The organism is Candidatus Paceibacterota bacterium (assembly GCA_041660505.1).
Lineage (GTDB): Bacteria > Patescibacteriota > Minisyncoccia > Phycocordibacterales > JACRKE01 > JBAZWG01.
The window spans coordinates 93768-117312 of the sequence record JBAZWG010000001.1; the positions used below are offsets into that span (position 1 = coordinate 93768).

General features: G+C 48.5%; 23 protein-coding genes and 2 tRNA genes. 9 read left to right on the forward strand and 16 right to left on the reverse strand.

Features of this window, described 5'->3' with window-relative positions:
- Positions 1-6: 6 nt before the first annotated feature.
- The 12 genes from gatB to WC764_00580 all read right to left on the reverse strand — a co-directional run bounded on the left by gatB (position 7) and on the right by WC764_00580 (position 11343).
- Positions 7-1455, reverse strand: a complete 1449-nt coding sequence (gene gatB, locus WC764_00525) for an Asp-tRNA(Asn)/Glu-tRNA(Gln) amidotransferase subunit GatB (protein ID MFA6006207.1) — start codon at positions 1453-1455, stop codon at positions 7-9.
- A 68-nt stretch (positions 1456-1523) separates the two neighbouring features.
- Positions 1524-2471: a UDP-N-acetylmuramate dehydrogenase gene (murB, locus tag WC764_00530; GenBank protein MFA6006208.1), complete on the reverse strand. Its 948-nt coding sequence runs from the start codon at positions 2469-2471 to the stop codon at positions 1524-1526.
- 69 nt (positions 2472-2540) lie between these two features.
- Positions 2541-3029 carry a hypothetical protein gene (locus WC764_00535; protein ID MFA6006209.1) on the reverse strand — a complete coding sequence of 163 codons (489 nt, stop codon included), beginning with the start codon at positions 3027-3029 and terminating at the stop codon, positions 2541-2543.
- A gap of 109 nt (positions 3030-3138) precedes the next feature.
- Positions 3139-3606, reverse strand: a complete 468-nt coding sequence (locus WC764_00540; protein ID MFA6006210.1) for an adenylyltransferase/cytidyltransferase family protein — start codon at positions 3604-3606, stop codon at positions 3139-3141.
- Positions 3590-3934, reverse strand: coding sequence for a phage holin family protein (locus tag WC764_00545; protein ID MFA6006211.1), 345 nt, complete (start codon positions 3932-3934; stop codon positions 3590-3592). The genes WC764_00540 and WC764_00545 overlap by 17 nt, the downstream gene beginning before the upstream one ends.
- Before the next feature lie 7 nt (positions 3935-3941).
- A complete protein-coding gene (locus WC764_00550; protein MFA6006212.1) occupies positions 3942-4580 on the reverse strand; it encodes a hypothetical protein in 639 nt (212 codons plus the stop codon).
- Between the two features lie 164 nt (positions 4581-4744).
- Positions 4745-5290, reverse strand: a complete 546-nt coding sequence (locus WC764_00555) for an inosine/xanthosine triphosphatase (GenBank protein MFA6006213.1) — start codon at positions 5288-5290, stop codon at positions 4745-4747.
- Between the two features lie 42 nt (positions 5291-5332).
- Complete coding sequence (locus tag WC764_00560) at positions 5333-5800, reverse strand: four helix bundle protein (GenBank protein MFA6006214.1); 468 nt, start codon at positions 5798-5800, stop codon at positions 5333-5335.
- Positions 5801-5830: 30 nt separating this feature from the next.
- Positions 5831-6226: an NUDIX domain-containing protein gene (locus WC764_00565; protein ID MFA6006215.1), complete on the reverse strand. Its 396-nt coding sequence runs from the start codon at positions 6224-6226 to the stop codon at positions 5831-5833.
- Positions 6216-8699 (reverse strand): preprotein translocase subunit SecA, encoded by a 2484-nt coding sequence (secA, locus tag WC764_00570; GenBank protein ID MFA6006216.1) that lies wholly within the window; start codon positions 8697-8699, stop codon positions 6216-6218. The genes WC764_00565 and secA overlap by 11 nt, the downstream gene beginning before the upstream one ends.
- A gap of 493 nt (positions 8700-9192) precedes the next feature.
- Entirely contained in the window at positions 9193-10272 is a 1080-nt protein-coding gene (locus WC764_00575; GenBank protein ID MFA6006217.1) for a hypothetical protein, read from the reverse strand.
- Positions 10273-10383: 111 nt separating this feature from the next.
- The gene (locus tag WC764_00580; protein MFA6006218.1) at positions 10384-11343 is read right to left on the reverse strand and encodes an NAD(P)-dependent oxidoreductase; all 960 of its coding nucleotides are present in this window, start codon (positions 11341-11343) and stop codon (positions 10384-10386) included.
- A gap of 428 nt (positions 11344-11771) precedes the next feature.
- On the opposite strand from WC764_00580, the gene WC764_00585 reads away from it, so the two are divergent.
- The 3 genes from WC764_00585 to WC764_00595 are packed head-to-tail and all read left to right on the forward strand — an operon-like array spanning position 11772 to position 15335.
- Complete coding sequence (locus WC764_00585) at positions 11772-13322, forward strand: efflux RND transporter periplasmic adaptor subunit (protein ID MFA6006219.1); 1551 nt, start codon at positions 11772-11774, stop codon at positions 13320-13322.
- A gap of 4 nt (positions 13323-13326) precedes the next feature.
- Positions 13327-14031: an ABC transporter ATP-binding protein gene (locus tag WC764_00590; protein ID MFA6006220.1), complete on the forward strand. Its 705-nt coding sequence runs from the start codon at positions 13327-13329 to the stop codon at positions 14029-14031.
- Positions 14032-14090: 59 nt separating this feature from the next.
- Entirely contained in the window at positions 14091-15335 is a 1245-nt protein-coding gene (locus tag WC764_00595) for an ABC transporter permease (GenBank protein ID MFA6006221.1), read from the forward strand.
- On the opposite strand, the gene WC764_00600 is transcribed toward WC764_00595, so the two are convergent.
- A complete protein-coding gene (locus tag WC764_00600) occupies positions 15336-15677 on the reverse strand; it encodes a hypothetical protein (GenBank protein ID MFA6006222.1) in 342 nt (113 codons plus the stop codon).
- A 406-nt stretch (positions 15678-16083) separates the two neighbouring features.
- On the opposite strand from WC764_00600, the gene WC764_00605 reads away from it, so the two are divergent.
- A tRNA-Ala gene (locus WC764_00605) sits at positions 16084-16156 on the forward strand.
- Positions 16157-16161: 5 nt separating this feature from the next.
- Here WC764_00605 and WC764_00610 read toward each other — a convergent pair.
- On the reverse strand, positions 16162-16569 hold the full coding sequence (locus tag WC764_00610) for a DUF1761 domain-containing protein (GenBank protein MFA6006223.1): 408 nt from the start codon (positions 16567-16569) through the stop codon (positions 16162-16164).
- 53 nt (positions 16570-16622) lie between these two features.
- Positions 16623-17528 (reverse strand): ATP-grasp domain-containing protein, encoded by a 906-nt coding sequence (locus WC764_00615; GenBank protein ID MFA6006224.1) that lies wholly within the window; start codon positions 17526-17528, stop codon positions 16623-16625.
- 34 nt (positions 17529-17562) lie between these two features.
- On the opposite strand from WC764_00615, the gene dprA reads away from it, so the two are divergent.
- From dprA to WC764_00630, 3 genes are all read left to right on the forward strand, one after another.
- On the forward strand, positions 17563-18414 hold the full coding sequence (gene dprA, locus WC764_00620; GenBank protein MFA6006225.1) for a DNA-processing protein DprA: 852 nt from the start codon (positions 17563-17565) through the stop codon (positions 18412-18414).
- A 75-nt stretch (positions 18415-18489) separates the two neighbouring features.
- Entirely contained in the window at positions 18490-20688 is a 2199-nt protein-coding gene (topA, locus tag WC764_00625; GenBank protein ID MFA6006226.1) for a type I DNA topoisomerase, read from the forward strand.
- 1 nt (position 20689) lies between these two features.
- The gene (locus WC764_00630) at positions 20690-22162 is read left to right on the forward strand and encodes a RelA/SpoT family protein (protein ID MFA6006227.1); all 1473 of its coding nucleotides are present in this window, start codon (positions 20690-20692) and stop codon (positions 22160-22162) included.
- Positions 22163-22164: 2 nt separating this feature from the next.
- Here WC764_00630 and WC764_00635 read toward each other — a convergent pair whose 3' ends face one another.
- Entirely contained in the window at positions 22165-23184 is a 1020-nt protein-coding gene (locus WC764_00635; GenBank protein MFA6006228.1) for a ParB/RepB/Spo0J family partition protein, read from the reverse strand.
- A 53-nt stretch (positions 23185-23237) separates the two neighbouring features.
- On the opposite strand from WC764_00635, the gene WC764_00640 reads away from it, so the two are divergent.
- Together WC764_00640 and WC764_00645 are read left to right on the forward strand one after the other, a co-directional pair.
- Positions 23238-23323, forward strand: a tRNA-Leu gene (locus WC764_00640).
- A 5-nt stretch (positions 23324-23328) separates the two neighbouring features.
- Entirely contained in the window at positions 23329-23541 is a 213-nt protein-coding gene (locus WC764_00645) for a hypothetical protein (protein ID MFA6006229.1), read from the forward strand.
- Positions 23542-23545 lie beyond the last annotated feature (4 nt).

Sequence of the window (23545 nt, forward strand, 5' to 3'; positions counted from 1 at the left end):
AATTCGTTAGCTTTTTATTTTATTCATGAATAATTCCTTGAGTACGCCCGGGTTGGCACTGCCTTTGCTCGCCTTCATTCCTTGACCTATCAAGAATTGCAGTGACGCTTCTTTACCGGCTTTATATTCCTCGAAGACTTTAATATTCGCGGCAATGACTTCATCAACGATCTTTTCCAGGGCACCGGCATCGCTCTTCTGGACTACCCCCAGAGATTCTGCGAGCGCTTTGGGGTCGCCGCCTTTCTCGAAGAGTTGTGCCAGTACATCCTTCGCTCCGCGAGACGACAGTTCGCCGGCTTGGAGCATTTTAACAAGAGTTGCAAATTCAGAAGCCTTCATCGGCATACTCATTATATATGAGTCGAGGTCGGATACTTCTCCTCCAGCTTTTAGCTTAATCAAAGAAATCAGATCAGAGCTCAAGTAATTTGCGGCAAGTTTGGCAAAAGGACTATCTTGCGCATCGGCGGCGAGCACCTCTTCGAAGAATTTACCTAAAGCGACATTCTGCACAAAGACCTCTGTAACAAAATCCGGGAAGCCGAACTTCTCATGCAGTCTTTCACGCTTCTCCCAAGGCAATTCCGGCAACGTCTCTCTTAAATTCTTAAATTCCTCAATTCTGTTTAGATAAAGTTTTGGCAGATCGGGCTCTGGAAAATAACGATAATCGTGCGAGTCCTCTTTCTTGCGCTGGCTATAGGTCTCTTGTTTGGCGTCATTCCAGCCACGCGTCTCCTGCACCACTTGCCCGCCGTCGTCGATTAAGGCACTTTGCCTTTTTACTTCATATTCTACCGCGCGCTCGACAGAGCGAAATGAATTTAAATTTTTTACTTCAACTTTTGTACCGAATTTGTTTGGATCTTTACTGACAGAAATATTCGCCTCGACGCGCATTTGCCCCTTTTCCATGTTCGCTTCCGACGCGCCGAGATACCGAAGCAGAAGCTGAAGCTCGCGCGCGAAGTCGGCCGCATCCTTGGCGCTGTGCACCACAGGCTCGGTCACCAGCTCCATTAGGGGCACCGAAGAACGATTGAAATCTATAATACTGTCTTCGCCCTTACCGGAGTGTTGCGAACGCGCGGTGTCCTCCTCTAGATGAATGCGTGTGAGCTCAACGCCGTGCAATGTCCCGCCGGAAACTATCGGATACTTATACTGGCTTATTTGGTAGCCCTTCGGTAAGTCCGGATAGAAATAATTCTTGCGATCAAACTCGGTAAAGTCGGCAATGTTCCCACCCACGGCGTTACCGATGCGAATCATTTGCCTCACCGCTTCTTTATTAATGACAGGCAAGGCGCCCGGCTGGGCCGTACAGACGGGGCAGACGTTTACGTTCGGGCGTTTCTCGTTCGGGTCGTTCTTGCACCCACAAAACATCTTGGATTTGGTCGCCAGCTCAGCGTGTATCTCTATTCCTATCGTGGTTATATAATCTGACATGAGGTTATCGTACCATTTGGATTCCAAAGGTTCAACCTTCCTGCCCGCCGGCAGGCGCGGTTGGGTGCTTAAGGTTGAACCTTAAAACTCGTATGGTCAACACGGCGAACTTCCTCCTCCAAGTCTATATCGAACTTCTCTTTAACTCGTTTCTTTAATTCGGTAACGAGTGTCACCAAGTCCGAATATTCAGCTGTACCGTCATTAATAAGGACGTTGGCGTGGAAGTCGGATACATAGACACCGCCGACACGATAACCTTTGGAACCGACTGTTTCGAGCAGGTAACCGACAGGCACTTTGCAGGCAATAAATTTCGTCTCATCAAGTTTTGTCAGAATATTCTGTGGCAAAGAATCGGCGAGGATGTTCTTGAAATAACTCCCGGGCGTCTTCATATCCCACTTGAACTTTGCACGCTTGAACAGAATTTCATCAGAAATTTTCTTGAGTTGTTTTGGATCGCCTTGATTTAATTTGAATTCGATTTCAAGTACCAACCATTGTCGCTCTTTGAATACGGAGTGGCGGTATCTGAAAGCGCAAGCATCCTTCGTTATCCAACGCACTTTCCTGCCATCGTATATTTTAACTCTCGTTATGTATTCGGAGATTTCTATCCCAAAAGCGCCTGCATTGCCGACAACTGCACCTCCAAGCGTACCGGGGATACCCGAAAGCTGCTCGAGTCCTACGTACCCTTTTTTTATCAATGCTTGAACGAATGCCCAGAGTTGCACGCTAGCGTCTGCGCGGACAACGTTGTGCCCGTATGTCACGCGTCCGGTCAAACGCACTGCCTCGCGTATCTTGATAAGCACGATATTAAGCAACCCGTCTGCGAATGCCAAGTTGCTCCCGCCGGCCACGATGTAGTACGGCAATTTCTTCTGCTTCGCAACACGCACCGCCTCAAGAAGCTCGCGCCAATTGTGCACCTCGATAGAATACGCCACAATGCCGCCGATCTGGAATCTGGTATACGGCTTAACCGAAACGTTTTTTCTGACTTTCACTCGCCCAGTGTACCAAAATAAAAACATCCCGCAAACCGCAGGATGTTTTTATTGAGAAATATGGCTTGATTATTTCTTTACTGCCACAAGCTTCATAACAACCTCCTGACCGCCTGTCGCGTTCGCGGATGTTGCAGGAAGGTCTGTTGTAGCGTCGAACTTGCCATCACCGTTATCCAAGTGGAGCATAGCGATTACGTTCTGACCGTCCTTGGTTGATGCGGTAAGTGAGATCTGGACTTCCGCGCCCGAACCGGCCGGCAAGAGCCCGGATGAGCCGAGAATTGCGCCTGGTGTCTGTTCTGCCGTTACTGCGTGAACCTCAATGAATCCCGGAGCGCTCAATGTGTACGAGGCAACCGTTACCGACTTACCAACCTTCTGCTCCGCCATATCAATTGCGTTTGCGGGAACTGACGCCTCGGGCGTAGTCGTCGCTGTTGCCTGCTCGCCTGTTGCCGGCTGTTCGGTTACAGGAGCAGAACTCTTACCGGTCGCCAGAGCGTAAACTCCCCAGATAACGAGAAGTACAACGATAACCCAAATTACTTGCTTCATGATTATTTTAGTTAGCTATAAATACTAATAATGTCTCGTAGGGGTTCAGTATATCACGTCATTTTTAAAAATCAAAAGCATGCGGAATTACTATTTTATGTGAGCTTTTCTATTTCTTTTTACCTTTTACCTTATCTACGAGCCACGAGCTGGACTGCACCTTACCGCCCTGGCCGATACTGAAGATCATTTTGCAACCAATCTCCTCGCAGACCGGAACCTCCGGAATGTTGCCCTTGGTCCTATCCCCGCCGTTCGCGAAGACGTGTGGCTTGTGGCGGATAAGCTCGGCGCAGACACTGCGATCGGTTACGTTCCTCGGATGCTTGGTGAGTACTACTTTGTCGACAACCTTGAGTGATTTTATGATTTCCTTTCGTTCCTTTTGTGGCATGAAGACGTAGCCCTTCTTGTGGCGCAACCAGTTATCGTTATTAAGAATGACGAGTAGTTTGTCACCGTGCTTCTTGGCTTCCTCGAACATTCTCACGTGCCCGATGTGTAAAGGGTCAAATCCTCCGCTCACCGCAACTATTATTTCATCCTTCTTCTTCGCAACCTTAATCTGCTTTCGCATAATGGCTCACCAATGTAGTAATAACCGAATAGAGCAAGGTGCCGAGGAATGCGGCCAAGAAGTTCTCGACGGCAAAACCTTTAATAAACGTGGCGACGAACCAGAAGAGCAGAGCATTTATTATGAGCGTAAACAGTCCCAAAGTCAGGATGTTGATAGGCAGGGTCAGAAGTACCAAGAGCGGCTTAATTGTCACGTTAATAATACCGAAGACCACAACGAGGACAAGCGCGGTCATAAAGCCGGAGACCGTTACTCCGGGCACAAGATACCCGACCAGAAGCAACGCGAGTGCGTTCAGAACCCAACGAAGAATGATTGATGTCATAAAAAATTTATAATTTTACTGCAACGAGCGTGCGCGGCCTACCGAAGCGCGACGAGTCTTCGGCCGATTTAATTTTCATAAACGCTTTTAGCAGGACATCCAGATTCTCCGGCCAGTCTAAAAATAATTTCGTAAATTCCGGCAGTTCGAAGTAGGGCTTGAATCCGTCGGTCGCAAGGAAAACCATGTCACGCCCTACAAGTTCGCACTTATCAGAAATAAGATATTTCTCAGACTCTTCCGCCCCGTTCGCCAGCTGATAGCCGAAAGGATGCGCGGCTTGAAATGCTTTCTCCCCCTGCGCATTATAATGATAGAAGTCTACGGCGCCGATAGTTGTGAAGCTGCATACTTTGTCCGCAAGCACCATGAACCCTGCCGAGATGCCGGTATTAGGCATCGCCGGAGCGGCAGTCACGATCTGGCCGAGTGCGCTGTTCGCCGATCGGAAGATATCAAGCTTGGCCGAATGCTTCTCGTTGAAGGTGGCAAACTCTGCGTCACCCGCATGGACGACCTCGTCGCAAAAAAGCTCTGCCTCTTTACCCGTAGCGACACAATATATAGGGTGCGTCTTCGAGGCCAAAGCAAACTCCCGTGTCGCCGGCGCCCCATCCCCCGGAATGGATATAGAATATGTTTTCATATGGTAAGTGTATCTTAAAATGTAAAATATTAAAAACTATTTTCTACCCCGCACCAAGGGCAATACCAATTTTGTTTGTCTGCTGGTGCGTCTCCGACAGTCCACCACTTGTCGCATTTGTGACACCTAAAATGATGCAAATTTTCTATTGACCTTGTCATTGTTCAAAAATCAAACTGTTCGAGATGAATTAATGCTGTACGCAAGGCTTGTTTGGTGTACTCTTTGCGGTCCATTCTACCTTTCGTCAAAATACCGATAGCGCCTTCGGCTGAACCGATCTGCATATTCTTTGTCATTCCTGCTTTGTTAATCGCTTGGCTCATATCGAGACCTTCTTCGAGCATCATCTTAGTCACAGACACATCCGGAAATTCCCAAGCCGAAGAGAGACCTATATGAAATTCTTTGCCGTCGTATATTGCAACGACACAGACATCCATGTGCCCACCCTTGGTATACGGAACCTTCATTAGACCAGACTCGATGCCGATACTGTAGTCACATTCACTAAAGCAATTTTTTGCGCGATTGGTTGCGCCTCGAACAGTTTCCTCGAGTGATTTCGGTTGCGCAGAAACATCAGAGGTACTTTCTGCTGAGACGACCTTGGCACCCGCAAGATGTGGATAATCACGCAATATCTCGATAACAGCATCAACTTTTGCCTTATTCTTTGAGCCAATTTTAAAAATGATTCTATTGCCCATATTATTTAAAAATCTTAATATTTAAAAATTTAATATGCCAGATTACTTATCATCGTAATACATTTTAAATAATTCAGGCGACATGGTTCTCATTTGTTCTTTAAGAAACACCTCGTCTTGGTCGGGAGCGGATTTGAATTGAGAACCGCGAACGGTGTTACCCTTAACTTTTTCTGTGAAGCTGTGAATGAGGCGTGAGCAATCGAGCGCCAGTCCATTTAAATATGTAAATGTTTCAATATTTAAATAACCCACATCCAGTCCAACATATAACTGCGCGCGCACTTCTCCGGCAGAACCTTTGGCGATGAATAAATAATTTAGAAATTCCTGCCGCGTTCCTCGCTCAAAGCCCTCGGCAATATTGCTCATCACTGATACCGAAGCGCGTTGGATTTGATCGGTGAAGCCGTAATCTTTGCAGGATTTGAGTGCAGTATACACCCCCTTCGTCAGTTCACGAGCTTTCTGCCAGCATATCAAGTCCTCGAATCGTTGAATCGTAGCCATGAGTATTTAAAAATTTGAATATTGAAATATTTAAATAGAATACTTCTGCAAAAAATAATCCAATACTTCTTTGACCTTTCCATTTGTGAATTCATATCTGTCTATATTCCTTAAATCCAGCCAAACATATTCTTGATGCTCATTACTTAACTTAACTTCAGGAACACTTTCTACCTCGCACAGGAATGTCACAATGTACGTCTTGCCACTGCTGCTCGTATTTGCGTTTAGGATTTTTACTACAATAAATTTTTCAATACCGGTTTCTTCCTTTACTTCCCTTTGTAGACCCTCAAGCCATGTTTCGCCTTCCTCCAACCGGCCTCCAGGTAGCATCCATTTTCCCACATTTTTTAGAATAAGAATACCTCCTTCGCTATTTCGAATAACAGCATTCTGATTTACTTCAAAGAGTTTATGCTCCATGGCATTTTTTGAATTTTTTGCCACTACCGCAATAGCATGGATCGTTGCGGCCTAGCTCGGTGCCGTCTTTGTTCAGGTGCTTACTTTCTGGTGCGGAAATTGCGGGCTTGGATGCGCCGGTGATTTCATTTGCCGATTCGTGAACTTCTTCCAGTTTCTCTTGCTCGACTCTAATCTCGCCTGCACCTAGGCCAGGGATGATCTTAACCACCTCTCCGCGCCATGACTCCTCAAGCTCGCGGAAGAGGCGCAAACCTTCGCGCTTGTACTCAACAAGCGGGTCGCGCTGGCCGTACGCGCGCAATCGCACCGATGAACGCATATAGTCCATTGTCTCCAAGTGGTCTACCCAGAGCATGTCTATTGTCTGCAAAATAACTTGGCGCATGACGTTATAGAATCCTTCTTCGCTAATTTTCGCGACCTTTTCATCTATAACTTTCTGAATTTCTTCATCACCGAGCGTAATGTCTGCCACGATATCTTTCATCTCGTCCAACGTAGCGAAGAGCACCTTCTGACGGCGGTCGTAAATAACCTTGCGATGATGATTCATCACGTCATCATACTCGAGCAAATGTTTACGCGCGTCGAAGTTAAGCCCCTCGATCTTGGCCTGCGCCGCCTCGATGTTGCGCGACACCATGCTGAACTCAATAGGCTCGTCCTCCGGTATGCCGAGCTTGTTCATCATCTTCTTGGTAAAGTCCGGGGCGAAGATACGCATGAGCGAATCCTCGAGCGAGAGGTAGAACTGTGTCTCACCTGGGTCGCCTTGGCGGCCGGAGCGTCCGCGGAGCTGATTGTCAATACGGCGCGCATCGTGGCGTTCGGTGCCGAGCACATACAACCCGCCGGCTGATTTTACTTTCTCATACTCCTCTTCATTCTTCGGCATGCCGCCAAGCATGATGTCGACTCCACGACCTGCCATGTTGGTCGCAATAACGACGCTCCCTGGCCTGCCCGCTTGCGCAATGATCTCACCTTCTTTTTCGTGATTCTTCGCATTCAAAAGTTCGTGCTTAATGCCCTCTTTGGTCAAGAATGCAGAGAGTAATTCGTTCTTCTCGATAGATACAGTACCAACCAAGACTGGTTGCCCCTTTTCATGCAATTCTTTAATCTTCGCCGCGACCGCTTTGTATTTACCCATCTCGGACTGGAAAACGAGGTCATTATGGTCTTTGCGCTTCGCCTCTCTGTTTGTCGGCACCGGTATCACATCAAGCCCGTACACTTTATAGAATTCTTCTTTTGACGTAAGCGCCGTACCAGTCATACCCGCGAGCTTTTCATACTGGCGGAAATAATTTTGATACGTGATACTTGCAAATGTGCGCGACTCTTGCTGGACCTTCACGCCCTCTTTCGCTTCTATCGCCTGGTGTAAACCTTCTGACCATCTGCGCCCCGGCTGTAATCTGCCTGTTGATTCATCTACTATAATCACTTCGCCGTCTTTGACTACATATTCTCTGTCTACTATATATAGAGCCTTTGCACGCACGGCAGTCTCCAGGTGATGCACATATTTGATACCTCCCTCGGTGTACATATTGTCGATGCCGAGCGCCTTCTCCGCTTTTGTAATGCCTGCATCTGTCACTTGTATCGCTTTTAACTTCTCATCTACTGTATAATCTTCTACTTCCGTAAGTGTTTGGGCAATGCCGGCAAACTTCTGATACAAAGCTTCTGAATCAGCATACGGCGCAGAGATAATGAGAGGCGTGCGCGATTCGTCTATTAATATAGAGTCAACTTCATCAACGACCGCAAAATAATGTTTACGCTGGGCGACCCGCGGAGCGTCATAGACCAAGTGATCGCGGAGATAATCAAAACCGAACTCGCTGTTGGTGCCGTAGGTGATGTCTGCTTCATACGCTTCTTTGCGTGTCACTGGGCGAAGAAATTCATAGACCACCTTGAACGAACCGACCTCGTCGCGCAGGTCATCTTTCTCTTGATGCGTCGGGTCGTATATAAATGAGGAGTCGTGATTAACACAAGCGATAGTGAGTCCGAGCGCGGCATAGATTTGCCCCATCCAGACTGCATCGCGGCGAGCAAGATAATCATTGACTGTAACAAGATGCACGCCACGGCCAGTCAGAGCGTTCAGACACACCGGTAACGTTGCAACGAGCGTCTTGCCTTCTCCGGTTCTCATTTCGGCAATCTTGCCTTGATGTAGGGCAATACCACCGATAAGTTGAACATCAAAGTGGCGCTGTTTGAGCGTCCGCTTGCTCGCTTCGCGCACCAGTGCGAAAGCTTCCGGCAAAAGTTCATCGAGCGTAGCGCCGTCTCCCAATCTTTTCTTCAGCTCTACTGTTTTATCTTTAAGCTGTTCGTCGGTAAATTTCTCGACATCCTTTTCGAGCTCGTTTATCTTATTAACAAGCGGCTGAATGCTCTTTAGATATTTGTCGTGCTCACTGCCGAATATTTTTGTGATGATGTTCATAAGGACTCATGATACCCCACTCCATGACTTTTGTGAAGTTATCCACAAATATTTACAAAAGTCATTGTAACTACTTTTGTATGTGAGATAATTGATTGTAGAAAAGTAATAATTTTATCTCGAACATTTTTTACAAATAAAAAATCGAGAAGGTCGAAATTATTACGAAAAGTTAAAAAAGAAAAAACATGGCAGCCAAAAAGAAAGCAAAGAAGTCGGCAAAGAAAGGCGCAAAGAAGTCGAAGAAGCGATAACTTCGCCTCTTAGATTCCTGATCTAAGATCTTAGGAAAAATTCCCTATCTACGAGAAGGGAATTTTTTCTTTGTGGATTCCAGAGGTTGAACCTTTTGGATGCTTAAGGTTCAACCTCTTCCAATCTGATTATTCCAAACAAAAAAGACCACTGGAAATAGTGATCTGCTTTGTTTCCGAGCGGACTCTCCTGCATGCAGGCGTCCGCTCGATATTGTTACCGTCTAGTGTGACGGGTGTCAGCTTCTGTTGTTGAGTGCGAAGTTGAGCCAGCTCCGCGTGTCGTATGTCAGTCTCTCGTCGCTCGCAAGCTCGGCGACCTTCTCTCGCACTGCCTTGCCGTGCGGCGAGTCGCCGAGCGGACTGCCAATGCGTGCCGATGAAGCCAGCTCGCGCAAGGCATCCAAGAGAATCGTACGGTCTTGGTAGTGACTTATGGAAATCTTGGCTTCATCGCAATACAGACGGTACAGGTTACCGATGTTGACGCCGTACCTTTTCAGAACGAAGCCAAGCTTCCAGAAGTTATCAAGCGCTCGAGCGCCATCGAGCACTCCGAGATCGATGGCGATCGAGTCTCCGGAGTAGATCTTGATGGTGGCCACAGCTGGCGACCATGAGCAGACCTCGTGCCACGACGATGCCACCCCATTCTCTTCAAGAAGGGATGTGCCACTCCGGAAGAAACCGCCTACACGGTAGGTGAAGTGGGTGATCATTACGAAGCCCACTTCCTTGCCGAGCGCAAGCGGCCATCTCGGATGCGGCTCCTTGTACAGCGGATCCAGTGCATACGGATGCATGTGCATCTCGTAGCACTGGTGCGGACGCACGGCTTGGTCGTACCCATGCGAGCACTGCCCGGGCAGGGCTCGCGATAGATAGAAGGCCATTTTGTGGCCAACTATCCCATACCTTAACAGGCTCCAGCAACACCCGTACGCGAACGTCGCGAGAGCACCGCAGAAGATCAGCCACCCGCAATCGAAAATTCTGCGGAAGAGTCCGGTCGTGGCGTCTTGCGGTAGGAGGCCGGGGAACCGCAGTTCGTAGCGCCAGAACACAATGGATAGCGCGAGCGCCACGAGGCCGGCCACCCAGATTCGCCACGAATTCTTGCTGACGTTCTCCCATTGCCTCCTTCTCAACTTCATCGCCTCGGCACACTCCTCGTGTGAGCTGTTCTCGCAGGTGTGAATGATTATCGGCTTATCCTCTTCTTTGAGGAGCTTATTCTCCGACATGTCAACAACCTTCCTTCTCCCAATGAGCCCTTGCGTCTCATCAGTGAAGCTGCCCACACGAGCCTCTTCCGACATGGAAGTACCTCGCTAGTGCAGAACTAGGCGTGATACTACATTATAATAAGAGCCTTGTCGATTCCAGAGGTTGAACCTTTTGGATGCTTAAGGTTCAACCTCTTCCAATCTTTATTTCACTATATTCTGCGGAGTGTCTTTCAGAAAAGCTGAAATATTTTGGATTGTTGTTTCGAGTATGCGCTCTATCGCCTCTTCTGTATTGAAGGCGTTGTGAGGCGTGATGACTACGTTCGGCATTGCGAGCATTTGGCGTTCTTCTTCATTCATCACGCTTTCGTCCTCCATCACGTCGAGTCCGGCGCCGGCTATTTTATTATTCTTGAGAGCTTGGAACATTGCACCGGTATCAACAACCGCACCGCGGCTTGTATTAATAATGTATGTGCTCGGCTTCATTATTGTAAATGCATGAGCATTTAGTAGATGATGCGTCTCTTTCATGTACGGCACATGGACGGTGATAATGTCGCTCTCGGCCAAAACCTCATCGAACGTGCGGTAGGTGAACCCGAGCTGGCTCTGGAGCTCCTGCTTCTGGAAGACATCATAAGCGATTACATTCATCTCGAAACCCTTCGCGATTTTAATAGAATGTATGCCGATGCGCCCGGTACCAAGCACGCCCAGTGTCTTACCCTTAAGGTCGAAGCCGGTGAGCCCATCTGTCGAGAAATTTTTTGTCGCTCGCACTCGTTCAACCGCCTCAATCATCTTGCGCGACAGAATAAGCAAAAGTGCGAATGCCTGTTCGGCCACGGTATTCTCGCCATATGACGGCACATTGCACACTACAATATTTCTTTTTTTGCACTCATCCAAATCTATATTGTCATATCCAGTCGAACGCGCGACGATAAGCTTAAGATTCGGGAATTTTTCTATAACTTCTTTGTTAACAGTACAACCGACAAAGACAGAGATTATATCTGCGCTTGTATCTGCCGGTATGTGCTCTATATTGAGTGACTCATTATATAATGACGCCTCATCGTTAGGATACGATTTCTGCGTGCTCGCCTCCAGATAACCCCGCTCGCTCTCCTTGACCCCAAAGAATGATATTTTCATGCGCAGAGTATAGCACTATTCTGCCAAAATATTTATCCACATTGCAGTTGCTTATTATTACTGTAGGATTATTTATGAAGTTTGACCTTAAGGAGGTAAAAGCTTCATGGCTCAAAGTTCGAAGCCTCCACCGCGTGTGGAGTTCGAGAACGAAAACGCAGTTAGAGAAGCGTTTCCCCTACTACGCAGGGCCACGAATCTGAAGGCTGCGCTCGGCGTGCTCGGGTTCGGGCTGGAGACCGTAAATGGCGGACGATTCGTCGTCACCCAGTACGGGCAACAACCCCATGCCGGTCGTGACATCGACAAGCGACCGAGATCCAGGTCACCGCAGGCACCACAGGACGAGTAACCTCCTTACCCACAGACCCCCGTGCGTCGTCGCGGGGGTCTGTCAATTTCGTTGGAAAAATTGTATAATTACGGGCATGAAAAAATACATCTTTATAATCATTGGTATCGTTATTATAGGCCTAATTACCGCCAAACTGACCGTCTGGAGGTCGAGTGGCACGACAGGCAGTGGCGATATTAAAGTTGCGCGGATGGACCTGGCGCAGGAGGTTGCCGTTACGGGGAGGGTAAAGACTTCTAAAGATATCTCGCTGGCATTTACAAAAGCCGGAAGAATTACATCAGTGTATGTCGATGTCGGTGCTCATGTCGCGCCGGGCGACACCATCGCCACGCTCGACCAGACAGATATATTGGCGCAGATAAGCCAGGCAGAAGCAAGTGTCCAAACAGAAGAGTCCGAGCTCGAGGATCTGGTGAATGGCACAAGGCCCGAGGAGATAGCCGTACAAGAAGCAACCGTTGCTAGTGCGCAAGCGGCTGTTGAGGACGCGACAAGCAACCTCCGAGACAAAATGAACAGTGCCTTTACAACAGCAGACGATGCGGTTCATACTAAGGCCGACCAAATGATATCGAATGCATACAGTAATAATCCGCAAATCGCCTTCATGACCGATAACCAGACCGCTTCGAACGTTGCCAATTTGAGGAGCGGCCTCGAGCTGGCCTTCTCCGCATGGGGCGCGTCGCTTCCAAAGATTTCTGATTCTAACGAGGTTCTGATCTCTAAAACCGAGACAGAGAAGACCAACTTATCCCAGATCGCACTATTCTTGGACAAACTTGCGTTAGCGCTAAATCAGGTGACACAGTCCGGCAGTGTCAATACAACCACGCTTTCTGGATGGAGAACTGATGTGAGCACTGCGCGAACGAATATCCAGACTGCTATTAACAACTTATCGGTCGCAGAGGAGAAGCTCCGCACGGCATCTTCCACTCTTTCTGTCGCCAGAGACACGCTTACGCTCGACAAGTCGGCAACACCGGCTAGCCAGATTTCTGCACAGAAGAGCACGGTGTTACAGGCTAAGGGTAAGGTCGCACAATTAAGGTCATCTCTTGCCGATACCATAATGCGTTCGCCGGTAGCGGGTGTTGTCTCCACTGTCGATGCCAAGGTTGGCGAAATCGCCTCTGCCAATAGCGCCCTTGTCCGTGTGGTAAGTACAAATGCGTATGACATAGAGTCCAATATTCCGGAGACCGATATCGGTTCTGTCACTACGCTCAATCCGGTGATCATCTCTTTGGACGCTTTCCCCGGCGAAAGCTTCAGTGGCAAAGTGGTTCTTATAGATCCGGCAGAGACGATAGTCGACGGCGTCGTTAACTTTAAAACGACGTTGCGCTTCGACAAATCTGACCCAAGAGTTAAAAGCGGTATGACGGCGAACCTACGCATTCAGACATTAACGAAGAAGCAGGTTCTGGCACTCCCCCAATATTCGATACTGGAAAACGATAAGGGTAAGTTTGTCCGTATCCGCGATAATACGCAAAAAATCGGCTACCGTGAGATACCTGTACAGACAGGCATTCGCAACCCTGACGGCTTCGTCGAGATAATGAGCGGTGTTAACGAAGGTGACTCGGTGCTGAACATCGGTATCAAACAATAGCAAAATGATTGACCTTAAGAATGTTTCTAAGATCTATACTGATGGTGGCGAGACTATCGCGCTTGATTCCGTATCTTTTAAAATAGAGAAGGGCGAGTTCGTCTCTATTATGGGCCCATCCGGTTCCGGTAAATCCACCCTTCTCCATATCTTGAGCTTCATGGATACGCCGACGTCCGGCGTGTATACCTTCGACGGCAAGAATGTAAATGACCTGAATCAGACCGACTTCGCCCACCTCCGCAATGCGCGCATGGGCTTCGTCTTCCAGGCGTTCAATCTTCTCGGGCGTCAGACCGTCTATCAGAACGTGGAGCTCCCTCTAATGTATAACGACATTCCGAGGGCCGAACGCAAGAAACGGATAGAAAAGGCTATTCATGAGGTCGGGCTCGACGACAAAACCAACGCAGAAGCCGCCACATTATCGGGCGGGCAGAAACAACGCGTCGCCATCGCCCGCGCCTTGGTCTGCGAGCCGGACATCATCTTCGCCGACGAGCCGACCGGCAACCTCGACTCCAAGTCCGGCGCGCAAGTCATGAGCATCCTGGCAGGGCTTAACAAAGCCGGGCATACTGTCATACTTGTCACGCACGAGAAGTCGACAGCGTCTTTTGCCAATCGCCTTATTCAAGTTAAAGATGGCCGTATTGAATCGGATACGCGCATCCAAAGTATTCAGGAAATGAACGAGCTCATTAAATAACTTAACACAAGGCAGTCTTCTGGGGCTCACAGAAAACTGCCTTGTGTGGCAAAAATAAAATGAAGACTGTTGACTCAATAAAAACTTCTGTCCGCGGACTGCGTAACGCCAAGACTAGAACAGCTCTCACGATGCTCGGTATCATAATCGGCATCGCTTCTGTCATCGTGCTTATGTCTATCGGCGCGTCGGCACAAGATCTTATTTTGTCACAAGTAAAGAGTATCGGCTCCAATCTCGTCTTCGTTATCCCCGGCTCAACCAAGGGTTCCAGATTCCAATCCCCTCCTTCGGTGCAGGGCATTATAATTAAGACATTGGTAAAAGAAGATCTGGACGCGTTTCTCCGCGAGCCGTCTATTCTATCGGCCACGGCCGAAGTCCGCGGACAAGCTAAGGCTGTCTTCGAGAACAACGACACTACGGCAACCTTCAGCGGTACGACGGAGACTTATTTTTCCGTCCGCGAATTTAAGGTTGAGCGCGGCCAACCATTTTATCAAGAAGATGTAGTCGGCCTTAACCATGTAGCCGTCCTCGGCACAAAGATGGCAACGACACTCTTCGGCGACAAGGATCCGATCGGCAAAAACTTCCGTTTTAAAAATCTCTCGCTTCGCGTAGTTGGCATACTGGAAAAGAAGGGTATGGGCCCGGGCGGAGTGGATCAAGACAACCTTGTTCTCATCCCGATAACTGTCGCCCAGAAACAACTTCTGGGTATCGATTATTACAACTTCGTTACGGTCCAAGCCAATCCGGAATATAATCTTGAATTCGTTAAGTCGCGCATGATATCTGTCCTGCGCCAGAACCATCGCATTACCGACCCAGACAAAGATGACTTTACCATCCAGACGCTAGACGACGCCGTGGCGATTCTCGGCACCATCACCGGTGTTATGACGCTCTTCCTCACGGCCATTGCGATGATCTCGCTCCTCGTCGGCGGTATCGGCATTATGAACATCATGCTCGTCTCGGTGATAGAAAGAACCAAAGAGATTGGCTTGCGCAAAGCGGTAGGCGCCACGCGCACGGATATTATTCGTCAGTTCCTAGTCGAAGCTATCATCCTTACGCTTCTCGGAGGCATTATCGGTATCGCGCTCGGAGCGCTTGTCGTCATTGCGCTTTATTATATTCTTGTCACATTCTCAACCACCGGCTGGACGTTCAATCTCCCGCCGTCGGCCATTATACTCGCCTTCGCCGTCTCATCTCTCACCGGTGTCGTCTTTGGCATCTATCCTGCCTATAAAGCTTCGCAGAAGTCCCCGATAGAAGCGCTCCGCTACGAATAGCTAATTCAGTTTCTCCGGGGCCATATGCACGATGCCGTGGTGGACCGCGGCCGTATATAAATCCAGAAGCAGTTGATGTTCTTCTGTGTCCAGGTCCTGTCCATTGATAGCTTTTGCAACCGCGTTCTGCAGATAAACACGCTCGAATTGTTTGTCGGTTATACCTTTGGCAATAAGGTCGTCGAGCTCGCCGTTTGTAACGGACTCTAGAAAGCCTACGTGAGTCGGGCTCGCGTTTGCGGTCGCGGTCACTTTATACTGCTTGAGGAGTCTATCAAAGCGTCCCTCAATCTGAATATCTTCGTTGCTTTCGTTTTCAATTTCTTCTTGTGTATGTGTCATATCTGAATATCATATCATAAATTCTAAAGGCCGGCACTTGCGTCCGGCCTCTGTAACACTTCAGAGCGTTTGCGGGTTAACCCGCTTGGAGCTCGTACTGTCATCAAACACCTGCATGCTGGCCTTGCATGCCCCGCATTCCAGCAGGTGCAGAGAGACATGCCTCCGCTCGAGCTTCTTCAAGTCCGGCGTCTCCTTGCCACGCCAGACTGCGATCAGGTGATCTGCTCGAGGATGCCCAGGGAGCAGGGGCTTGGACAGATCAAAGTAAACTTGCACACTTGGCCTCCTTGTTACCAAAAACACGAAAGTTTTAAAGCTCTGAAATCTAAATCATCATTAAGTATCCAGAACTTTAGCGTATTGTCAATATACGCTTTTTTAAGTATACTGTCTCGACGTATCGGGGCCCGTAGTTCATCTGGTAGAACGCCTCATTTGCAATGAGGAGGTAAGCGGTTCGAGTCCGCTCGGGTCCAAAAATTTATTTCCAGAGAAGCACCAGGCTCATTACGAGCATCGAGACGAGGCAGTAACCGACATTGATGCCGTAGAGTTTCCATGACTTGCCTTCCCAGCTTACTTCACTAGTGCCAATAGCGGCTACGAAGCCGAGCCAAAGCATGAAGGTGAACTGGATTGCGCCGGATGCGTCCGTTAAATTCGCAAGTTGTAAGAGTTGCGCTAATACGTAAGCCTCAACGAATGCCGAGACGATAGCGATGCCCCACGCTTTGCCCATTCTTTTCTTCATTTCTGCCTTGTGGCTATCATCGAAGCCCATGAGCACCATCCACTGCTTGCCAAATAAAGGCCCGTACCAAATCGCCATCACGACACTGCTCGCAACGACAGCGAGCACAACACTCCAGAGATTCACAGCAAAATTCATAATTTTAAAATTACTTTATAATTCTATATATTAGCACCTGCGTATAAACATTTCTAGACTCCAATTATCGCCATGTCGATGACGTGCTTCAGGAACGCGGGATAGCTCGAGCCTATGGCTTCGAGCGCTTTAGGAAACAGTGCTTCGTGATGGAGCGCTGGTTGGCTGTTCGTTTCCAATACATAGATACCCCGCGGAGAAATAATAAAATCTGTTTCTGAATAATGCTTGAGGCCCAATGTCTCATGGATACGGACAGCCATATCTTGAATCGCTTTTTTCTCAATCGTAGAAAGTTGGCGTGTCGAGATGGGAATTAAAGAGTAATGCTTCTGTCCACGGAAGTTGTCGATGACTCCGCAGGTCACTTCCTGACCTCTGATGAATTCTTCGACGAGGACTTGATTACCGTGTTTGCGCGCTTCGCGGATTGCCTCTGGCAAGTCTTTCGTTTGCTTCACTATAGTCATACCCTTAGACGATCCGGCAGAAATAGGCTTGACCACCCACGACGGCGCAATCTTGCGGAAAATTTCCAAGGAGAGATTCTCGTCCCAATTTCCCTCTCCTTCGGAGAGGGTTAGGGTGAGGCCGTGTGGTGTTTTAATCCCCATTTTTTTGAAGCGCTCCTTCGCCAAGAACTTATTCATCGCAAGCGCCGAGGCTAGCGGGCCAGAGCCGGTATATGGTATAGAAAAGCTATCCAAGAGCTGTTGCACTTTCCCATCCTCACCATACTGCCCGTGGGTCGCATTAAATATTACATCGACTCTTCCGTGCAATTTCGCCGGTGTCGTCTCGACTCCGTCTATGTGCCAACCACCGGATTTGGTCAGGAGAATATCGCGCGCATCATACGCTTCCGGCAATTCTTGTAATATTCGCTGACCGGTCTTGAGCGAGATATCATATTCGCTCGACGGTCCACCGCGAAGTACGCCAACATTAATCTTTTGCATATCAAGATTATACTATACTTGGTATAATAAAAATATGCAGAAATTAACAGGCTCAGAGATTCCAAGCGTATTGCGCGAAATTCCGCAACCGCCGAAGGAACTCTGGCTCGATGGTGAATTACCGAACTTCGATGACTATATATATCTGGCCGTCGTTGGCTCTCGCAAATTCACCAACTATGGCCGCGAGTGCTGTGAGAAATTAATCATGGGTCTCGCCGGCAAACCTGTTTGCATTGTCTCCGGTCTCGCGATCGGCATTGATACGCTCGCACACAAGACCGCCTTGTGCGCCGGCTTACCGACCGTTGCCGTCTTGCCATCTGGCGTTGATCGTAAGTCGTTATACCCGAGGCAAAACGTAAAACTCGCCGACGAGATTGTAAAATCCGGTGGTGCACTATTGTCAGAGAATACTCCGGGCTTTAAAGCCGCACTCTATTCCTTCCCGCAACGCAACCGCATAATGGCCGGCTTGTCTAAAGCTGTCTTAATAATAGAAGCGGGTGACAGGTCCGGGACCCTTGTGACCGCCCGCATGGCGCTCGATTATAACCGCACTGTGCTCGTCGTCCCGGGCTCGATATTTAATCAAAGCTCAATCGGTGCCAATCGGCTCCTCAAACAAGGCGCTTCACCTGTCTGTTCGTCGGAAGATATTTTGATAGAGTTAGGGCTCGAATCAGAATCGGGTCAAGCGTTATTGGATTTATCTTCTCTTTCAGAACTTGAGAAAAAAGTATACGAAATACTGATAGAACCATTGCCAAGAGATGATCTCTTGCGCGAACTTAATTTAGAAATTTCCGAAGCAAATTCGTTATTAACAATGATGGAAATTAAGGGGCTGATAAAAGAATCTCTTGGCGAAATGCGGATTTCGTAGTCGCCTCTTCGGCGACCCGCCGGTGAGGCGGGTATTTTGAAAAATAGTTTTTCTGATGTATGCTAGAATATTGATATGAAACTATTAATTGTAGAATCCCCTTCCAAAGCGAAGACGATATCCAAATATCTGCACGGCGAATATACCGTCAAGGCTTCTGTCGGGCACGTGCGCGATTTGCCCAAGAGCAACAAAGACGCCATCGATATTGAGGGCGGTTTTATTCCTAATTATGAAATTACACCGGGCAAGGAGGCTGTGGTAAGCGAGCTCAAGTCGCTAGCCAGGAAGGCCGATGAAGTGATACTGGCGACCGACCCCGACCGTGAAGGCGAGGCTATCGCTTGGCATATCGCGGAACTTATTGGGGGCGGTAAGGAGAGACCTTCCCGACTAAAAATGAAGCGGGTGGCATTCCACGAGATTACCGAGCGTGCGGTAAACGAAGCCATGGCGCATCCGCGCGATATCGACCAAAATTTGCGCAAGGCGCAAGAGGCAAGGCGCGTGCTTGATAGGCTAGTGGGTTATGATTTGTCTGGATTAATTTGGAAGAAGGTTCGTTACGGTCTCTCGGCCGGGCGCGTCCAATCGCCGGCGCTTCGAATACTCTGCGAGCGAGAACGCGAAATAAAAGCTTTCATCCCAAAAGACTTTTGGGTTATCTCTGCCCTTACCAACACGCCAGCCAAGAAAGAGCTGTCGCTCGCCTATTCAGAAAAGCCGGAAGCTCAAGATATTACCGACGATATACTAGCCAAGGCTAAAAAAGGCGTCTGGCAAGTGAGTGAAGTAAAGAAAGAGAAGGCCAACAAGAAACCGCGCGCACCTTTCACCACCTCGACCATCCAGCAAGCGGCCAGCTCCCAGCTCGGCTTCAATCCCGGGCGCACCATGCGTGCCGCCCAGAAGCTCTATGAGAACGGTCTCATCACCTACATGCGTACAGACAGCACCAGCATCAGTCAGGATGCGCTACCACTTATACTCGAGACGGTGACGAAAAAGTTTGGCGCCGACTATGTCGAGCAGCGCGTGTTCACGACCAAGGTCAAGAACGCGCAAGAAGCGCATGAAGCAATCCGCCCAACTAATCCGAGTACGGAACGTGCCGGCACGAGCGACGACGAAAAACGTCTTTATTCTCTGATATGGTCGCGCACAATTGCATCACAAATGAAAGATGCGATTGTAAATAAAACCAAAGTTTCTGCTCTTGTGTCTGGCACAGAACTCAAAGAATTCACAGCGGCTGGTTCACAGCTCCTCTTCCCTGGTTGGCTTAAGGCCGATTTATCAGGAAGTGACGATGATGTCATTCTCCCTGATATTGCAGAGGGCGACATACTCACTTTGATTTCAATCGATTCTGAACAGAAGCAAACCATGCCGCCACCACGATACACAGAAGCGGGCTTAATCAAAGAACTCGAGAAGCGCGGTATTGGCAGACCTTCTACATATGCCTCTATTATAGAGACGTTGCTCGCGCGTAAGTATGTAGATAAAGAGCAGAAGTCGCTCAAGCCGACCGATGTAGGTGAGGTGGTCAGCGGCTTCCTCGAGACGCACTTCGCCGACATAATCAGTGACTCGTTCACGGCCGAGATGGAGGATGAGCTTGATGAAATAGCCGACGGCACTAGGGATTATACGAAGACGCTTAAGGCCTTCTACGGACCATTTACAAAATTAGTCAAAGAAAAAGGTAAAATAGAGAAGGTGACGAGTATGGGCGACGCAGACCAATCGATAAAATGCCCCAAGTGCGGCGGCCCGATGGAGATTAAACTGTCTAAGATGGGGCGCTTTCTCTCATGTAAACGCTTCCCAGACTGTGATGGCGCTCTAACTATCGAGGGCAAAATTCTTGAGAAGAAAGAGATAAAAGAAACGGGCGAAATGTGCCCAGAGTGTGGCAAGGGCAAGCTCGTCGAGCGCGAGGGCAAGAATGGCCGCTTCATCGCCTGCAGTAGATATCCTAAATGTAAATTCGTAAAAGTAGACCCGAACGCGCCGAAACCACCAACGACAGGTGTAGAGTGTCCGGTCTGCAAAAAAGGCGAGGTCGCGGAACGGCGCGGTCGCTTCGGTCCGTTCTTTAGCTGTAACAATTATCCTGCCTGCAAATTCATTATGAAATCGCGGCCGACCGGCCGTATTTGCGAACTTTGCGGTTCGCTTATGATGGAGGGAACGAAGACCATTCCAGAGCGTTGCAGTGATAAAGCCTGTAAAAATAACCTGCCTGTAAAAAAGAATCTAAAAGAATAATATGCAACTCCACGTTCAGGACCTGCTGAACAAGATGAAGCGAAGATCGTCAGAAGACGATGCGGTGGTGATAAAAGCATTTATTTTTTCTAAAGAGGCCCATCAAGGCCAGACCAGATTTTCCGGTGAGGAATATTTTATTCACGCGTACGACGTCGGGTTAATCCTCGCAGAACTTGGTCTGGATGCGAATACCATTGCCGCCGGTTTGTTGCACGACACTGTCGAAGACGGGCATGTAACGGATGACGTTATTAAAAAGGAGTTCGGTCATGATATTTGTTTCTTGGTTCAGGGCGTCACAAAATTGGGGAAGCTCAAATATCAAGGCGTCGAGCGACATGCAGAGAACCTGCGTCGGCTTTTCGTTGCGATGTCTAAGGACATTCGCGTCCTTTTCATCAAGCTCGCCGATCGTTTACACAACGTCCGGACGCTGGAATTCGTACGCCCCGATAAGCAACACCGTATCGCTGTCGAGACTATAGATATCTACGCGCGCCTTGCCGACAGACTAGGCTTGGGTAAGCTTAAAGAAGAGCTCGAAGACCGCTCGTTTCCCTACGCCTTCCCTGCTGAATATAAAAAGGTAAAAGAGCTTCTACATATAAAATCAAAAGAGAATCGCGCGCGACTCGAAAAGACTTATAGGGGCGTTAAGCGCGAGCTTGCTGTTAATAATCTCGCGGACGCGAAGGTTAATTATCGCATTAAGGGAATATATAGCACCTTCAAAAAACTGCGTGAGAAAGGCATGGATATCGAGAAGATTTATGATATCGCCGCTCTCCGCGTCATCTTGCCGACAGTCGAGCAGTGCTATCAAGCACTCGGCATTATACACAGCAACTGGCAGCCGGTGCCGGGAAGATTTAAAGATTACATAGCTACTCCGAAGCCGAACGGCTACCAGAGTCTCCACACTACGATATTTACCGGAGACGGTGGCATGGTAGAGGTTCAAATACGAACGCACCAAATGCACGAGGAGGCGGAATACGGCATCGCCGCCCACTTCGCCTACAATGAGCTCGACAAACCGCAAAAGGGCGGCGTTATCCACGATAGTCTAGCTTGGGTGCGCCAGCTCTTAAATTGGCAGAAACTGCTCAAGAACGATTCTTCGGAACAGTACATGGAGCATTTGAAGACTGATATTTTCCGTTATCAAATCTTCGCCTTCACTCCGAAGGGCGATGTAATAGAATTGCCGGAGGGTTCAACGCCTGTAGACTTTGCCTACTCTGTTCATTCGGAAATAGGCAACAAAATGGTTGCCGCGAAGGTTAATAATAAAATTGCTCCGCTCGAAGAGAAGTTGAATAACGGCGACGTGGTAGAAATTATTACAAAGAAAAACGGGAGACCACATGAGAAGTGGCTGGATTATGCCCAAGCCGCACTCACTAAACGCCACATACGACAAGGTCTCTTGCGCCTCAAAGAACGCCCGCAACTGAATAAAGAAAAATAAAACTATATAGAGAAACTGTTTACAGAATATAAATCTTGATCGTCTGAATCCGGCGTTTCTATCGTGGCAGGGTCTTCCTCCACAGCCTCCTCGAGCGATTCTGCAAGCTTGTCTTCCTGTTTGTCTGCACCCAAGAAGTGATCGGGGTGATCGAACTTGAGCACTCCGCCAAAATGTTTTTCTAGTGATGTATTTACGAGATCTAAGAAATTGCGTAGGTCGTTGGTAGAAAAGTAATCGATAGTAACTCTCCCGCCGAAATCTTTTGCTTCTATCTGCACGCGTGTACCAAGCTTCTCGGTGAGTCTCTCTTCCAGATCAAGCAATTCTGGATTGTTCACATATTCTTTCTTGCGCGCTTTATCATAAGCAATTTTACGCGAGATGCGTTCTGCCTCGCGCACAGAAAGGCGTTTGACGATAATCTCCTTAAATAGCGTCATCTGCTCTTCCGGCCTGTCGCCCAACATGAGGAGTGGCCGTGTGTGACCCTCATTAATCTTGCCGTCGCGCAAGGCCTGCTTCATCTCGTCGGGAAGCATCAAGAGGCGAATAGTGTTCGATACATATTCTCGGCTCTTACCGATCTTCTTTGCAATCTCGATATGCTTAAGGCCGAACTCGCGGCAGAGTTTGTCAAAAGCCATTGCCCTATCGAGGGCGCTGATGTCCTCGCGTTGGAGATTCTCAATAATAGCGAGCTCTAGTTTGATTTTGTCAGATTCCGCGTCGGCTTTAATAATGACCGGGACCTGTGTGACGCCGGCGATCTTGGAAGCACGCAGACGGCGCTCCCCCGCGATGAGCTCATATTCGGTACTCAAACCATCTTCGTTAAAAATTTCTTTACGCGTAACCGTAAGCGGCTGCAATATGCCGTAAGCACGGATAGAGTCGGCCATATCCTTAAGCCGCGCTTCGTCGAACTCCCTGCGTGGCTGGAAAGGATTCGGCCGGATCTTGTTGACATCCACCCAGAATATAGAGTTCCCGAGAAATGGATTTTGTACTTCTTCTGCCATAGTGAGACTAATTATACACAAATCATCTTTTTTCTGCTAGTATTATCCAACAAGCCGGGGTGGCGTAATGGTAGCCGCACACGACTCAAAATCGTGTATCCGCAAGGGTGTGGGAGTTCGAGTCTCCCCCCCGGCACCAGAATCATGACAGAATTACTAATTCCTCAAGAGATTATACCGGAATCTGTTCGACAAGATATTGAGCGGGAATTTCCTGAATTTTCCGGCGCAAAAATCGAGTATACCGGTAAGCCGCATCTATATAAAGCTTACCAGAGAACTTCCATGAAATATACCGTGCGTATTTCCAAGGATTGTGACAAGTTTATTCAATTAGTTAATTTTTATAAGAACTAAAAAT

What these genes read in the sequence shown, in the direction of transcription:
- gatB (MFA6006207.1), bottom strand. Translation starts at nt 1,455, where the DNA reads ATGTCAGATTATATAACCACGATAGGAATAGAGATACACGCTGAGCTG.
- WC764_00535 (MFA6006209.1), bottom strand. Translation starts at nt 3,029, where the DNA reads ATGAAGCAAGTAATTTGGGTTATCGTTGTACTTCTCGTTATCTGGGGA.
- WC764_00540 (MFA6006210.1), bottom strand. Translation starts at nt 3,606, where the DNA reads ATGCGAAAGCAGATTAAGGTTGCGAAGAAGAAGGATGAAATAATAGTT.
- WC764_00545 (MFA6006211.1), bottom strand. Translation starts at nt 3,934, where the DNA reads ATGACATCAATCATTCTTCGTTGGGTTCTGAACGCACTCGCGTTGCTT.
- WC764_00550 (MFA6006212.1), bottom strand. Translation starts at nt 4,580, where the DNA reads ATGAAAACATATTCTATATCCATTCCGGGGGATGGGGCGCCGGCGACA.
- WC764_00555 (MFA6006213.1), bottom strand. Translation starts at nt 5,290, where the DNA reads ATGGGCAATAGAATCATTTTTAAAATTGGCTCAAAGAATAAGGCAAAA.
- WC764_00560 (MFA6006214.1), bottom strand. Translation starts at nt 5,800, where the DNA reads ATGGCTACGATTCAACGATTCGAGGACTTGATATGCTGGCAGAAAGCT.
- WC764_00565 (MFA6006215.1), bottom strand. Translation starts at nt 6,226, where the DNA reads ATGGAGCATAAACTCTTTGAAGTAAATCAGAATGCTGTTATTCGAAAT.
- secA (MFA6006216.1), bottom strand. Translation starts at nt 8,699, where the DNA reads ATGAACATCATCACAAAAATATTCGGCAGTGAGCACGACAAATATCTA.
- WC764_00575 (MFA6006217.1), bottom strand. Translation starts at nt 10,272, where the DNA reads ATGTCGGAAGAGGCTCGTGTGGGCAGCTTCACTGATGAGACGCAAGGG.
- WC764_00580 (MFA6006218.1), bottom strand. Translation starts at nt 11,343, where the DNA reads ATGAAAATATCATTCTTTGGGGTCAAGGAGAGCGAGCGGGGTTATCTG.
- WC764_00585 (MFA6006219.1), top strand. Translation starts at nt 11,772, where the DNA reads ATGAAAAAATACATCTTTATAATCATTGGTATCGTTATTATAGGCCTA.
- WC764_00590 (MFA6006220.1), top strand. Translation starts at nt 13,327, where the DNA reads ATGATTGACCTTAAGAATGTTTCTAAGATCTATACTGATGGTGGCGAG.
- WC764_00595 (MFA6006221.1), top strand. Translation starts at nt 14,091, where the DNA reads ATGAAGACTGTTGACTCAATAAAAACTTCTGTCCGCGGACTGCGTAAC.
- WC764_00600 (MFA6006222.1), bottom strand. Translation starts at nt 15,677, where the DNA reads ATGACACATACACAAGAAGAAATTGAAAACGAAAGCAACGAAGATATT.
- WC764_00610 (MFA6006223.1), bottom strand. Translation starts at nt 16,569, where the DNA reads ATGAATTTTGCTGTGAATCTCTGGAGTGTTGTGCTCGCTGTCGTTGCG.
- WC764_00615 (MFA6006224.1), bottom strand. Translation starts at nt 17,528, where the DNA reads ATGCAAAAGATTAATGTTGGCGTACTTCGCGGTGGACCGTCGAGCGAA.
- dprA (MFA6006225.1), top strand. Translation starts at nt 17,563, where the DNA reads ATGCAGAAATTAACAGGCTCAGAGATTCCAAGCGTATTGCGCGAAATT.
- topA (MFA6006226.1), top strand. Translation starts at nt 18,490, where the DNA reads ATGAAACTATTAATTGTAGAATCCCCTTCCAAAGCGAAGACGATATCC.
- WC764_00630 (MFA6006227.1), top strand. Translation starts at nt 20,690, where the DNA reads ATGCAACTCCACGTTCAGGACCTGCTGAACAAGATGAAGCGAAGATCG.
- WC764_00635 (MFA6006228.1), bottom strand. Translation starts at nt 23,184, where the DNA reads ATGGCAGAAGAAGTACAAAATCCATTTCTCGGGAACTCTATATTCTGG.
- WC764_00645 (MFA6006229.1), top strand. Translation starts at nt 23,329, where the DNA reads ATGACAGAATTACTAATTCCTCAAGAGATTATACCGGAATCTGTTCGA.